The 14,238-nt window shown below is 43.2% G+C and carries 9 protein-coding genes and 1 pseudogene; 8 read left to right on the forward strand and 2 right to left on the reverse strand.

Going from position 1 to position 14,238, the window contains the following annotated elements; translation table 11 throughout:
* Window positions 1–3: 3 nt before the first annotated feature.
* The gene (locus COV52_05775) at window positions 4–1,143 is read right to left on the reverse strand and encodes an ATPase (protein ID PIR11014.1); all 1,140 of its coding nucleotides are present in this window, start codon (window positions 1,141–1,143) and stop codon (window positions 4–6) included.
* A 116-nt stretch (window positions 1,144–1,259) separates the two neighbouring features.
* Window positions 1,260–2,240 (reverse strand): hypothetical protein, encoded by a 981-nt coding sequence (locus COV52_05780; protein ID PIR11015.1) that lies wholly within the window; start codon window positions 2,238–2,240, stop codon window positions 1,260–1,262.
* 107 nt (window positions 2,241–2,347) lie between these two features.
* Here COV52_05780 and COV52_05785 point away from each other — a divergent pair, with 107 nt between their 5' ends.
* The 8 genes and pseudogenes from COV52_05785 to COV52_05820 all read left to right on the forward strand — a co-directional run bounded on the left by COV52_05785 (window position 2,348) and on the right by COV52_05820 (window position 13,981).
* Window positions 2,348–3,673, forward strand: a complete 1,326-nt coding sequence (locus tag COV52_05785) for a hypothetical protein (GenBank protein ID PIR11016.1) — start codon at window positions 2,348–2,350, stop codon at window positions 3,671–3,673.
* 197 nt (window positions 3,674–3,870) lie between these two features.
* Window positions 3,871–5,679: an ABC transporter ATP-binding protein gene (locus COV52_05790; GenBank protein ID PIR11017.1), complete on the forward strand. Its 1,809-nt coding sequence runs from the start codon at window positions 3,871–3,873 to the stop codon at window positions 5,677–5,679.
* A 208-nt stretch (window positions 5,680–5,887) separates the two neighbouring features.
* On the forward strand, window positions 5,888–7,501 hold the full coding sequence (locus COV52_05795; protein PIR11018.1) for a hypothetical protein: 1,614 nt from the start codon (window positions 5,888–5,890) through the stop codon (window positions 7,499–7,501).
* Complete coding sequence (locus COV52_05800; protein ID PIR11019.1) at window positions 7,498–8,322, forward strand: hypothetical protein; 825 nt, start codon at window positions 7,498–7,500, stop codon at window positions 8,320–8,322. Before COV52_05795 ends, COV52_05800 begins: the two co-directional genes overlap by 4 nt.
* Before the next feature lie 116 nt (window positions 8,323–8,438).
* A pseudogene (locus COV52_05805) lies at window positions 8,439–9,180 on the forward strand (3-deoxy-D-manno-octulosonic acid transferase).
* A 226-nt stretch (window positions 9,181–9,406) separates the two neighbouring features.
* Window positions 9,407–10,777, forward strand: coding sequence for a UDP-N-acetylglucosamine diphosphorylase/glucosamine-1-phosphate N-acetyltransferase (glmU, locus tag COV52_05810; protein PIR11020.1), 1,371 nt, complete (start codon window positions 9,407–9,409; stop codon window positions 10,775–10,777).
* A 3-nt stretch (window positions 10,778–10,780) separates the two neighbouring features.
* Window positions 10,781–12,610: a glutamine--fructose-6-phosphate transaminase (isomerizing) gene (gene glmS / locus COV52_05815; GenBank protein ID PIR11021.1), complete on the forward strand. Its 1,830-nt coding sequence runs from the start codon at window positions 10,781–10,783 to the stop codon at window positions 12,608–12,610.
* Window positions 12,611–12,778: 168 nt separating this feature from the next.
* On the forward strand, window positions 12,779–13,981 hold the full coding sequence (locus COV52_05820; GenBank protein ID PIR11022.1) for an ATPase: 1,203 nt from the start codon (window positions 12,779–12,781) through the stop codon (window positions 13,979–13,981).
* Window positions 13,982–14,238 lie beyond the last annotated feature (257 nt).

The following is a 14,238-nucleotide window of genomic DNA, read 5'->3' on the forward strand; positions in this document are numbered from 1 at the left end:
GGCTTAAATTAATTTTTCAAGCGAGCGGAGAGCCATTTCAACAGGTAGAGCGCGAATATTGTCGATGACTTTTTCTTGAGTGCCCTGGTAGACTAAAAAGCATTCTGCTTCAGGATAGTCGGCATGAAAGGCTTTTAGCCCCTTTAAGTCGTTGTTATCGAAACGATCGCGGTGCTTAATTTCAAAAGCCTTAAAGCCGTTCTCGCCATATAGAACAATGTCGACCTCTTGGCCCGTGTGGGCTCGCCAGTAATAGAAATCATATTGTTTATCAGAATAAGCATTGATCGCTCTAAGCTCTTGCAAAAATAAGCCTTCTAAAGCGGGGCCACTGATTTCAGATTCGCTATCCAAAGGTCCGCGAGGGCGGATTTGTTGATAAATTCCTGCGTCGAAAAAATAAAACTTAGGGTGTTTTGCAAGTTTACGTTTTGCTCTACGTGTAAAAGCAGGCAGGCGATAGGCAATGAGCAAATCTTCTAATATGTTGAAGTAGTTTGAAACCACCTTTTGATCCATGCCTATTTCACGAGCAATAGAAGATAGGTTTAGCTGCTCTCCGTGAGAAAAGCTTGCGATTTCTAAAAAACGATGAAACGATTGTATATTTCGTGTTAAGCCCTCTTGTAAAACTTCTTCTCGTAGATAGTTGTCCACATAACTTGCCAAAAATTTATTGGGCTCTTTTGTTGAAATCACTTTAGGTAATTGCCCATACCGTAAGCTGTGAGATAAGTTAAAGTCATCCTCGAGCTCAATAGCGGTTAAGGGGTGCATGCTTAGACCAAATGCTCGGCCCGCCAAAAGATTAACGCCCTTTTTTCTTAGGCTTCTTGCGCTAGATCCGGTCAGTATAAAGCGTCGCTTATGGTGTTCGATTTGGCGGTGAACCTCATCTAATAGTGCGGGAATTTTTTGAACCTCATCGATAATGATCCAGTTATTTTTTTTGTGATCGATATAGGTGGATAAGCGAGAAGGTTGAGACGATAGTTCTAGATAGACGGCTTGATCCAGTAAATCGATATAGATAGCGTCTTGAAAGTGCGCTCTTAGCCAGGTGGTTTTGCCCGTTCCTCGTGGGCCGAAAAGGAAGTAACTATTCTCGGCATGGTAATCGATGTGCAGAAGGCGTTTGTACATAATTTAGGCTTTTATGGGGTTTCAGGCCAGATTATAGCACAAAAGATAGAAAAACCGGACCACAACTCCGAAATTTCCTAGATTTTTCGGAGTTGTGGTCCGGTTTTTCCATAAAATTAGTGCCCGAGGGCATTCTTCACGGCGGACTTTACCGCTTCAATCTGGATATCCGAAATGGTTTTACCTTGGACTACATGGTTATTGGCCGATTTAGGAAACGGCCCGAAACGGTTTAAGTTGGTTGGGCCAAAAAGTACAACCGTTGGCGTTTGCATGGCATAGGCGATATGTGTTGTACCGGTATCGCAGGCCAAGTACAGGGTCAAGTGTTTCATTAAAGCGGCGGCTTGTAGCACGGATGTTTTATTCGCAAAGTTAATGGCATTAGGCACAGCCTTGCAGAATTCTTTGATCATGGCGCCTTCTGCTTTTGTGCCGGTGACGATAAAGCGAAGACTCGGTATTTGTTTGGTGAGCTCGTGGGCAAGCGTAATAAAATTTTCCATGGCCCAGACTTTTTTGTGGGTGAAGCGATCTTTTTTCGGCGACCATAACCAGCGCTTAGCAATGCGGCGGCAGCCTAAATGTAAACCAATAACGGGCGATTCATTTTTATTAATACCGAGGTGCTTCAGTTCTGCAGCGATGGTGTGCTCATCGCTGTCACTAGGATAGAGAAAATAATGCAGTAAATAATCAGGCATCGGTTTGTCACAGAGTTCAGATAAAAAACGCAGTTTTTGTTCGGCCAGGTGTGCATCATGCTTCATATTCTCAAGCACAAGTGTGTTTGGGGCGAGCCAGCGAATGTACTCCGGAAAATAATGCTCGTAATCACTTAAAAAAAGAAAGTGGTCGTAATCATTTTTAAGTTTGGCGCATTGTTTTCTATGGGGTTTAATAAAATACTGTCCAATGTGTGGGTTATTTTCAATCACGGCGGCGGTGACTGGGCTTAGGCAGATGGCATCGATATGACAGTTTGGATAATAGTGTTTGATAAACTCAATCGACGGCGTGTTGAACAAGGTGTCGCCCAGGCGTTCTGGCAAAACGATAGCAATTTTCTTTCCTTCAAACATCTTTATAACCCCCATGACGGTTGCTCATACTAGCTTAAAAAAAGCTTAAATTGAACATCTCGACTCGTTTTATAATCAAAACTGGTTTAGTATAGAAGCGATAAATCAAGGGCTTATAGCTTATGAGTACAGCGTATCATGTCATCAAGGACCCTGTGCACGGGTCTATGCAGTTCACGGATCAAGAAAATCAGTGGATCAAACCCTTTATCGATTCACCGAGCTTTCAACGCTTGCGACATATCAAACAGCTAGGGATGGCCGACTGGATTTTTCCCGGTGCGGTACATACTCGTTTTAATCATGGATTGGGCTGCTCGTATGTGGCTAACCAAATCGCAAATAAACTCGGTCTGAGTGATTCTGATCGTCAGTTGGTCACAATAGCGGGTCTTTTGCACGATGTGGGCCATGGTCCCTTTTCGCATGCTTTTGAGTATATTTTTAAGCACCAGTGGATCAAGCATGAAGATTGGACGCCGCTGTTTTTAAATGATTACCTGCTCCCCGATTTTCTGGAAAAATTTAACGAGCGCAATCCATCGCTGCCTCTAAGTGAATCACGGTTTAGCATCATTAAAAACTTGATCATGCACAAAGAGTCTCATCATAAATTATTGGCAGATATCGTCTCATCACAGATGGATGCCGATCGTTTGGATTATCTTTTGCGCGACAGCCACTTTTGTGGCGTGAAATACGGCCACTATGATTTGCGATGGTTGCTACATTGTTTAACGATTGTTGAAAGCCAGGAAGGCCAGCGTTTGGGCGTGAGCCAAAAAGGCATTGGGGCCGTTGAGCAATATTTGATGGCAAGGCGATTAATGCTACGTAATGTCTACTTAAATGGCAAAAAACATGCTGCAGAATTCCAGCTAAGCTTGTTTTTAAGTCATTTAGCGAAAGCCGTGGATGATAAAGCGCTGATTGGACCTTTTGCCGAGCGCAGTCTCATTAAATTTTTGGTGAAAGTGCGTGAGTTTAATCACAATGTGAGTGAGCATAATTTAGAGACACTCCGGTCACAGTTTTTGCAAGGCCAGTATGGCTTGTATAAAAAACTCTGTGATTACGATGTCTTTGCAATGATTCGTCACTTCTCAAGCTTAGACAATGATATTCCTTTGGTCCAAATTGCTAAACGCTTGCAGCATAGGCAGTTGCCGAAAATTGTGATGCTAGACCACGACAAGCTTGAGCGAGCAAAAGAGTTAATTGAAACCCTTAAGGTGGAACCTTGGCGTTTGCGCTTATTAGAGTTGCCGCATGAGGCTTATCAGCAAGACAAAGACCCCATTTTGGTGATGGATAAACATGGCGCTACGCGTCATTTGGAAGAAGATTCTCTCATTATTAGCGGCTTATCCAACCGTAAAGAAAGCTTGTTAATGTTGTGCATTGATGCAAGTTTATTTGACCACAAAAAAGTAAAACCTTTTTTTTAGAGATGCTTGCTTCGCCCTTTTCTAGGGCGTATCTCTGAGAGGTATTGAGCTTGATTTTTCTTCTTTCCCTAGGCAAAATGCCCTAACTTGATTAAAAGGATTCATGGTGTTTTACCCTCTTTGTCAATGACAAGCACTCAAATTACAGTGCCGCGTGCGCTGGGCTTTGTCATATTTAAACTCAGAGGATATTTATCATGTTAGACCTTAAACACATCGACGTTCAATTTTCAGATCACACGCTTTTTTCGGATGCTAATTTTACGCTTTATGCTGGCCAGAAATACGGCGTGGTTGGCCGAAATGGCGCGGGTAAGACCACATTTTTTTCATTGATACAGAAAACACTATCGCCTGATGGTGGTGAAGTGGTGTACAACGATCGCCTGCATATCGCGAGCGTCACACAAGAAATCGATAGGCTCGACTTGCCCGCCATTGATTATGTGATCGAATCCTACCCTATTATTGGTAAGCTTTGGTTGGACATGAAAGCCTTTGAGCAATCGGAAGACTATGAAAAGCTCGCTGATGTGCACATGCAGTTGGCTGAACACAAAGCGTATGATATCGAAGCACTGGCCGCTAAGATTTTGCACGGTCTGGGTTTTGCACAGGATGAGCTGCAGCAAACTGTTGGCGCTTTTTCCGGTGGTTGGCGTGTGCGTTTGAATTTGGCGCGCTGTTTGATTCAGCCGGCTGAGTTAATGTTGCTGGATGAGCCAACCAACCATTTGGATATGGACGCGATCATTTGGTTACAAGACTGGTTGAAAAGCTATTCTGGCAGTTTAATGGTGATTTCACATGATCGTTATTTTTTGGATCAAGTCACGGAATACACGCTGGCCATCGAGCAGAAAAAACTGATTCCCTATAAAGGCGGCTACTCTCAGTATGAGCAAGAAAAAGTCTTGAAAGCTGAGCTTGCTGAAAAGCAAGCTAAAAAACAGGCTAAACAGCGCGAACATTTACAATCCTTTGTCGATCGTTTTCGTGCGAAAGCCTCTAAAGCCAAACAGGCTCAAAGTCGCATGAAGATGTTGGAAAAACTGCCAACCATTGCCTTAGCGCAAGCCGACTCCCCCTACCGCATACAGTTTTTTGAAAGTGAGGCCTTAAGTAACCCGGTGCTTAAATTGGAAAACTTTAGCTTCGCTTATGATGAGGCCCCTGTGTTTAATAAAGCGAACTTTGGTTTGAATCAAGGTGATCGCTTAGGTTTGCTGGGGTTAAACGGTGCTGGTAAATCAACACTTGTAAAACTCATGGCTGCTCAATTGCAAGCACAACGCGGCGAAAGAATTCAAAGTGCTAAGCTTAACATTGGGTATTTCGCGCAGCACCAAGTGGAGCATTTAAAATTAGAAGAAAGCGCTTATCAACATTTACAGCGCTTGGCGCCTGGCAAAACAGCCTCGGAGCTTAGAGGTTATTTAGGCGGCTTTCATTTCAGTGGCGATAAAGCACTGCAAAAGGTTGAGAGCTTTTCAGGCGGCGAAAAAGCGCGCTTAGCACTCGCCTTAATTATTTGGCAACGCCCTAACCTCTTGTTACTCGATGAGCCGACCAACCATTTAGACATGGATATGCGCGAAGCGCTCACGATCGCTTTACAAGATTATGATGGCGTGCTGATTTTAGTCTCGCATGATCGTCATTTGCTAGAAGCCACGGTGGATCAATTTTATTTAGTTGATGGTGGCCAGGTCGCACGCTTTGAAGGTGATTTGGATGACTATGCGAATTGGTCTAAACAACGCCGTGAGATTAAACCCAAATCATCGCCTAAACCCAACGCTAAAGCAGCGGTTGTCGACAGCAAAGCCATAGCGCGAATTGAAAAAGATATCGAAAAAGCCACAGATGCCCTGGCCAAGATTGATCAGGCCATGAGTGCTTTGGCGCAGGATGATTTTGACGCCATGGCCAAATTAGCCAAAGAGCGCAAAGCCCTTGAAAACCAACTGGCCAAGCTAGAAGAGGCCTGGCTTGAGGCGCAGTGATTTTTTCTATCTTGCATCATGTTTGATCTAAAATTCTCTGCGCAAACAAAGCCGCAATCACTTGGACAAGCCAGCGCGGTTTTGCTTTAATAATACGCGCTTTTTAACTATCGGTTAGCACGCCAGCTATGTGTTATAGCCAACGCGATTTCAATCAAGGTTTATCATTATAGATAAAGCCTAAATCACAGAATGGGGAATTTAGAATATGAGCCATAACCCAATTGAAATAAAGTTACCAAACAATCAATCCGTTATCACGGACAAGGGCTTGGTTATTGTTGGCGCCAATGGTAGTGGTAAAACTCGGCTGGGTACTTGGCTATATGCTCAGCACGCAAGCTCAGCACACCGTATTTCAGCTCAAAAAAGATTAGGGTTTTCATCTGAGGTTTCCTCAACCCAAAAAGCAAGTGAAGACTTTAGCCGTAGCCATAAAGCGAATGCGTTTAACCCGACGAATATGCAGAGAGATTACGATCAGTTATTAGCTTGGTTATTTTCAGAAGAAAATGCTGCTTGTCGAGATTATCGTTTGCAATCCATAAGCGAAAAAAACAAAGTCAATCCTGTGCCGACAAAACTTGAGAGGATTAAGTCTATTTGGGAAGAAGTTTTACCTCACCGAAAATTAATTATTGGAAACCAATTTATTAAGGCAAAATCTAAGCATGCAGATGCCGAAGAATATTCAGCTTCAGAAATGAGTGATGGTGAACGGGTTATTTTTTATTTGATTGGTCACTGTCTTATCGCTAAACCGCAAGGCATTATTATTATCGATGAGCCTGAGATGCACTTGCACAAAGCGATTCAATCTACCCTATGGAATAAGATTGAGCGAGAACGTGCTGATTGTATTTTTGTTTATCTGACCCACGATGTCGCTTTTGCAGCTTCAAGGGCAGGTTTTACTAAGTTATGGCTTGAAAGCTACGATAGTAAAAATAATTGGCAGTTAACGCAGTTAGAGGAGTCACAAGAACTTCCAGAAGAGCTTTTGCTGGAGTTATACGGTAGTCGAAGAAAAATTTTATTAATCGAAGGAATTTCTGGCTCCAATGAATCACAGTTTTACCAAAACCTCTTTGAGGATTTTTTGATAAAACCCTGTGGCAGTTGTGAAAATGTTATTTCATATGTTAAAGCGCTGAAAAATAATACTGAATTTCATCATGAAAAAGTGTATGGTCTGATTGACAGGGATAGGCGAACGGATGAAGAAGTAGAAGCTTTAAAAGAAAATAATATTTTTACACTCGAGGTTGCTGAGTTTGAAAACTTATTTGCAACTCCAGAGATATTGAAAATTGTTGCCGATAGGCAAGCGCATGATGCTGAAAAAAAAGCAGAAGAGGTTAAGGCATTTGTTTTTGATGAATTTAATAAAGAGCTTGATGCTCAGATTCAATTGCATGTGCAGCAAGAAATCAAATGGCGGTTAAATGGATTGGATTTATCAAAGCTAAAAGACAGTAACTCGCTCGCTGATTTAATTAATACTAACCTCGACACTGACGATATAAAGAAAGAATTAACAGCAGCATTTGAAAAAATACGCGATAATAGCGACTACACATTTCTCCTAAAAAAATACAACAGGAAAACCATTGCCTCACGAATAGGTGCTATTTTTGGCCTGAAGACTGACGAGCTTCCTAACTTTGTTGTTCGATTATCTAATCAGAACGATTTCCAAAAAAACCTTAGAAACGCTGTGTTATTCTATTTGCCACCAAAGTTTAATGATTTGCTCACGGACAAGTCAAGCGAGCAAGCTACGAATCCAGTCGAAGATGTTAATGAAGTGGAGCCAGCATGAAAACTAATCTAGCTATTTTTGAAGATTACCAAATCCGTCGCATCTATGACGAGGAAGCTGAAACTTGGTTCTTCTCGGTCGTGGATATTATTCAAGCACTGACCCAACAGCCGGATTATCAAGCCGCCAGAAATTATTGGAAGGTATTGAAAAATAGGCTAAAAAAAGAGGAAAGTGAAGCGGTTACAAATTGTAACCAGTTGAAAATGACGGCTGAAGATGGCAAAGCTAGATTAACAGATGTCGCTAATGCTGAAACACTTTTACGTCTAGTCCAATCTGTCCCCAGCCCTAAAGCCGAGCCAATCAAGCTATGGCTGGCAAAAGTGGGTTATGAGCGGATGCAAGAAATGGCTGATCCCGCAAGGTCTCTTGATCGGGCGCGCGAAACCTGGCAAAAACATGGCCGCAGTGAGAAATGGATTCAGCAGCGCATGATGGGTCAAGAAACGCGCAGTAAATTGACGGATTATTGGAAGGAGCATGAGGTTAGCGAAGCTAAAGAGTTCGCCATTCTGACTAACATTATTCACCAAGAATGGTCGGGTATTAGTGTTAAGGCGCATAAGAATTTAAAAGGCTTGAAAGCGGAAAACTTACGCGATCATATGAGCGAAGCAGAGCTGATCTTTACGGCCCTGGCGGAGTTTTCAACACGGCAAATTGCAGAAAGTACGGAGGCCACAGGAATGGAAGAAAACAAGGTGGCCAGTAAAAAGGGGGGTGGTATTGCCAAAAAAGCTAAGTTAGAGCTGGAACATAAAACCAAAAAGAAGGTGGTCTCAAAAGAAAACTATCTGCCCTCAAAAGGTAAGAGGTAAGTTTGGGGGCGTTGCCCGCGAAGTTAATTCTCTTTGCGACAATTGGCTTGAGGCGCAGTGATTTTTTATAGGCTATACTCGAACTTTTCTAACTTTGATTGTCTTCGGGGCTTCTGGTGAATGCTGAATTTAGTGACTATATTGTTTATGTTGATGAAAGTGGCGACCACAATTTGGAGCGCATTAATCCAGAGTATCCTCTGTTTGTATTAGCGTTTTGTATTTTTGAGAAAAAAAACGTACGTAAATCAAATTACTTCGAGTATTCAATCATTCAAGTTTAAGCAATTTAGCCATGATATGGTTGTTTTGCATGAACATGAAATTCGAAAAGCTGAAAATGCATTTTCAATGCTTGTTAATTCAGAGAAACGGCATGATTTTATGACTCACCTGAATGGACTAATTGAAGAAGCACCCTTTACTATCGTAAGCACAGTGATTGAGAAAAATCGCTTGCGTGAGCGATATTCAGAACCAGCAAACCCATACCATTTGGCTTTAGGTTTTGGTCTAGAAAGAGTCTTTAGTTTTTTGAAAGAGAGGGGGCAAGACAAGCTTAAAACGCATATTATCTTTGAGTGCCGCGGTAAAAAAGAAGACAAAGATTTAGAGCTAGAGTTTCGGCGTGTTTGTGATGGAAATAATCAATGGGGCAAGCTGCCTTTTGAGATAATTTTAGCAGATAAAAAGACGAACTCATGTGGATTACAGCTAGCTGATCTTATTGCTCGCCCTGTTGGTCGTTCTGTGCTTGATTCGCAAAAAAATAATAGAGCATATTCTTTGATAGAGAAGAAGATGTATCGTAGCCAGCAGGGAAAACTAAAGGGTTATGGATTAAAAACCTTCCCTTAAAAAGCGAAAAGCCTCGGTCTTCACCGAGGCATAGACGCCGATCGGGATTCCCCAATCCACTTGTCAACATTATGGCTAACTTGGAGAAATAATCAATAAAAAGCCGCATTTTTATACAAACCAATGCGGGCTGAAGGGTGGATAACGAGCCGTTTGGTTCTTGCCCGAAAGGCCAATTTCGGCTACTCTCTGCGGCTGATATAGGTAAGGTATTCAAGGGGATTTCATGGGGCTTTCAGTGGTCATTTTAGCAGCAGGACGCGGCACGCGAATGAAATCTGAAGTGCCCAAGGTTTTGCACACCATCGCAGGCCTACCCATGCTTACCCATGTGATCAATACGGCCAAAGCCTGTGAGGCGTCTGAGATTTTTGTCATCTATGGTCATGGTGGTCAGCAAGTCCAAGAGACTCTGGCTGCTCAAAAAGTCACTTGGGTGCACCAGAAACAAACGCTGGGTACCGGCCATGCTGTCGCTCAAGCCTTACCCCACCTAAAAGCAACGGACCAAGTCTTGGTGCTCTTGGGCGATGTGCCCATGATTTCCAAAGAAACGATTACCCGTTTGCGAGAGCGCACGCCCAAAGATGCGATTGGTTGGTTAACCGCACACGTGAAAAACCCCGCAGGTTTTGGCCGCATTGTGCGTGATAGTGATAACAACCCCGTGCAAATCGTTGAAGAAAAAGACGCAAGCGATTTACAAAAAACGATTGATGAAATCAACACCGGTATTTGCCTGGTTCCGGCAAAATATTTAAAAGACTGGCTGCCTAAACTTAAGCGAAACAATTCTCAAAAAGAATATTACCTCACTGATATTTTTTCGGTGGCGGTTCAACATGGTGTGAGCTTGGTTACGGTCTCGCCAGAGTCTTTGATTGATGTTCAAGGCGTGAACGATCGCATACAGCAAGCGCAATTAGAGCGCGCCTACCAAGCCCGTATCGCTGAAGACTTGATGCGACAAGGTGCCACTTTATTAAGTCCGGATCGTATCGATGTTAGGGGTCGTTTAACGATTGCCAATGATGTCAAAATTGATGTCAATGCTATTTTTGAAGGCGAGGTAACATTGGGCGCCCATTGTTATATTGGTCCGAATGTGTACTTAAAGAACACTGTGGTCGGCAAAAACGTCGTGATCAAAGCCAATAGTGTGATTGAAGATGCCAACATTGCTGATGATTGCGAAGTGGGACCCTTCGCACGGATTCGCCCGGGCACAAAATTGGCTAGGGGTGCAAAGATCGGTAACTTTGTTGAAACCAAAAACGCAGACATTGGCGCGGGCTCAAAAGTCAGCCATTTAAGTTATATCGGTGATGCTAAGCTTGGAAAAGCGGTGAATGTGGGTGCAGGTACAATCACTTGCAATTACGATGGCGCGAATAAACATCAGACCACGTTAGGTGATGATGTGTTTATTGGCAGTAATACCGCATTGGTAGCGCCTGTTAAAGTGGGTAAAGGTGCAACGGTCGGTGCGGGTTCTGTGATTACAAAAGATGTGTCAGCCAATGAGCTTGCGTTAACACGCGCCAAACAAACAAATATTAAAGGCTGGAAAAGGCCTAAGAAAAAACTAAAGGGTTAATATATGTGTGGAATTGTTGCTGCGGTTGCAGAACGTGATGTCACTCAAATTTTGTTAGAAGGCTTGAAACGCTTAGAGTATCGTGGCTATGACTCTGCGGGTGTGGCCGTGCTTTCGGATAACACGATTAAGCGTGTTCGCACAGAAGGTAAGGTTGCGTCTTTAGAAGAAGCGCTCAGCCAATCACCGATCAATGGTCGCTTAGGTATTGCCCACACACGCTGGGCAACACACGGTAAACCCAGTGAACGAAATGCACATCCCCATATGTCGGGCGATATTGTGTTGGTTCACAATGGCATCATTGAAAATTTCGAAAGCTTGCGCGAGCGTTTAAAGCAAGAAGGCTATGAGTTTCATTCTGAAACCGATAGCGAAACCATCGCCCACCTCATTCACTTGCACCATAAAAAAAAGGCGGATTGGGTTGCTGCTGTGCGCGCAGCGATTGCAGAGCTTGAGGGCGCGTATGCCTTGGCGATTATGCACAAAGACCATCCAGATCAACTTATCGGTGTGAGAAAGGGTTCGCCGTTAGTCGTTGGCCTGGGTATCGGTGAAAATTTTTTAAGCTCGGATAACTTGGCTTTGTTGCCAGTGACGCAGAAATTTATTTTTTTAGAAGAAGGTGATTTTGTGTTGCTGACGCGCGAGTCGGTTGAAGTGTTTGATGCACAGCATCAATCAGTTGAGCGAGAAACCTATACGTCGAGCTTACAACACGATGCCGCCGATCGCGGTGAATTTCGCCACTACATGCTTAAAGAGATTTATGAGCAACCCACGGTAATGGCGGATACATTGCAAGGCCGTGTGAACGATGATCATGTATTGATTGAAAGCTTTGGCCCGACAGCGCAAACCATTTTTGAAAAAGTGCAGGCCGTGCAAATTATTGCGTGTGGTACGAGTTATCATGCGGGCTTGGTGGCAAAGTACTGGATAGAGTCTGTCGTGGGCGTGCCTTGCCAGGTTGAAGTCGCTAGCGAGTTTCGCTACCGTAAAGCAGCGATTGCTGATAGCACCCTAATTGTCACGATTTCTCAATCAGGCGAAACGGCCGATACCCTGGCGGCACTTCGCGACATTCAAAAAAAACCGCAAGTCTTATCGACGCTCACGATTTGTAATGTGCCTGAAAGCTCATTAGTGCGTGAATCAGACTTGGTCTTTATGACGCGAGCAGGCACTGAAGTCGGCGTAGCCTCAACCAAAGCCTTCACCACACAGTTAGTTTCTTTGTTGTTATTCACGCTCGCCTTAGGCCGCGCCAAAAAAATCATTGGTATTGATGAAGCTGCCTGTGTTTCTTCGCTAAAACATTTGCCCGGCTTATGCCAAGAAGTGCTTGGCTTAGATGGCGATATTGAGAGCATGGCTGAAGCGTTTGCGAATAAACACCATACCTTGTTTTTAGGCCGTGGTGTGCAATATCCCATTGCCATGGAAGGTGCGCTAAAGCTTAAAGAAATTTCCTATATTCATGCTGAGGCCTACCCCGCCGGGGAATTAAAACACGGCCCGTTGGCCTTGGTTGATGAAGACATGCCAATTGTAGCATTAGGTCCCAATGATGAATTGCTGGAAAAATTAAAATCCAACTTACAAGAAGTGCGCGCGCGCGGTGGGCAATTGTTTGTCTTTGCCGATCGTGATGCAGGCATGAAAAATGAAACCGCGGTCACTGTCATGAACTTACCGCCGGTTCACCCGCTCTTGGCCCCGATTCTTTACACCTTGCCATTACAGTTGTTGTCGTATCACGTTGCAGTGATCAAGGGCACCGATGTGGATAAGCCCCGTAATCTGGCCAAATCTGTTACTGTGGAATAGGCGTCATATTTTTTACAGTAGCAAAGCTTTAGGCCCCAAAAAAGGGCCTTTTTGCGCCACTTGCCAATACTTGGGTTGTGCCCCAGGTATTTTAACCAAATTATTGTATTGTAACCCAATAGTTTTCGCTATATGATTGGATTATAATCCAATTATGGCTTATTTCTTATGATCACAACGCTTTTAGAGATACAAAACACCCTCCTTTTAGGCTTTAAAGGCAGAAAGCATTATTCACGGGCGCTTTACAACAAAATTAACCTTAATAACCGTTTTGTGGGTTTGGTGGGTGCACGGGGTGTGGGTAAAACCACCTACCTGCTTCAGTTAGTGCAGAATAATGAAGCAAGCCTCTACGTCTCGGCGGATAATGTTTTTTTTCTTGAGCACAGTTTGCTTGAGTTGGTTGACACACTTTATAAAGAAACTGATATTCGAACGTTGTGTATCGATGAAATTCATAAATACCCGAATTGGAATCAAGAGCTCAAAAATATCTACGATACTTATTTGGAATTTAAACTTATTTTTACAGGCAGCTCAGCCATTGACCTTGCCCGCAGCAAGTATGATTTATCACGACGAGTGGTTTTATATTCCTTTTATGGCTTTTCATTTCGAGAGTATTTGGCGTTTAATGATATTGCTAAAATTGATACCGTGACGCTGAATAATATTTTAGAAAAACCACAAGAGCTTCTCGGTGAAATATCCCTGATCAATCCCATAAGACTGTTTAAGGATTATTTGCGTTTTGGCTATTATCCTTTTTCAAATGATTTTTCACAGCGAGTCGATTTTTACCAAGCCATTCGCAATATTCATCAGAAAAGCATTTATGAAGATATTGGCACAGCGCATCAGTTAAAAACGGGTACATTGCTGGTGCTTGAAAAATTATTTAAATATGTGGTTAACTCAGTGCCCGGTGAGCTGAGCGTGTATAAGGTTGCCAGTACGCTGGGCAAGGATTTTAAAAGCATATCGGAATATGTTCGTTACTTAGAGGAAGCAGGGCTTTTACGTTGTTTACGATCGAGTCAAGCAGGTAAAGGGCAATTAAAAAACCCAGAAAAATTATTGCCGGGCAACCCCAATATGGTTTATGCGGAGCTTATTAAAGAAAGCGCAGATATTTTAGGCAATATACGAGAAAGCTTTGTGCTATCACACTTACAGAATGCTGGCCTAGCAGTATTTTATCAAAAAACCGGCGATTTTTATGTTGAGGGCAAAACGCTAGAGATCGGTGGTAAAAATAAAACACGCCGTCAGATCAAAGGCGTCGAAGATGCCTATGTGTTATCTGACGATACGGTCACGGCATTTAAAAACACACTGCCTTTGTGGTTGCTAGGGTTCTTGTATTAAAAAGCTAGCGTTACCAGCTGTCACTGCAGCCATTGCTTAGGCCACAATTTGATGACGTGCAATTTTGGCAGAAGCCAGACTGTTGATGGATAATAAGCCAGTGATAAACAGTGCAGTAGAAAAAATTTTTGGGTTCAGGATTAGGTCGTCTTATACACGTGATAATCATTTAGAAATGTATAAGGAAACATAGATTAAGATCCCATAAAGCCGCCGCCATCATGTTCAACAGGCTCGGGTCCCCCGCCTAGGGTTTC

The organism is Gammaproteobacteria bacterium CG11_big_fil_rev_8_21_14_0_20_46_22 (assembly GCA_002796245.1).
GTDB lineage: Bacteria > Pseudomonadota > Gammaproteobacteria > UBA12402 > UBA12402 > 1-14-0-20-46-22.

Excerpts from the sequence above, each read along its gene's own strand:
- COV52_05775 (PIR11014.1), bottom strand. The coding sequence starts at position 1,143 with ATGTACAAACGCCTTCTGCACATCGATTACCATGCCGAGAATAGTTAC.
- COV52_05780 (PIR11015.1), bottom strand. The coding sequence starts at position 2,240 with ATGGGGGTTATAAAGATGTTTGAAGGAAAGAAAATTGCTATCGTTTTG.
- COV52_05785 (PIR11016.1), top strand. The coding sequence starts at position 2,348 with ATGAGTACAGCGTATCATGTCATCAAGGACCCTGTGCACGGGTCTATG.
- COV52_05790 (PIR11017.1), top strand. The coding sequence starts at position 3,871 with ATGTTAGACCTTAAACACATCGACGTTCAATTTTCAGATCACACGCTT.
- COV52_05795 (PIR11018.1), top strand. The coding sequence starts at position 5,888 with ATGAGCCATAACCCAATTGAAATAAAGTTACCAAACAATCAATCCGTT.
- COV52_05800 (PIR11019.1), top strand. The coding sequence starts at position 7,498 with ATGAAAACTAATCTAGCTATTTTTGAAGATTACCAAATCCGTCGCATC.
- glmU (PIR11020.1), top strand. The coding sequence starts at position 9,407 with ATGGGGCTTTCAGTGGTCATTTTAGCAGCAGGACGCGGCACGCGAATG.
- glmS (PIR11021.1), top strand. The coding sequence starts at position 10,781 with ATGTGTGGAATTGTTGCTGCGGTTGCAGAACGTGATGTCACTCAAATT.
- COV52_05820 (PIR11022.1), top strand. The coding sequence starts at position 12,779 with ATGATCACAACGCTTTTAGAGATACAAAACACCCTCCTTTTAGGCTTT.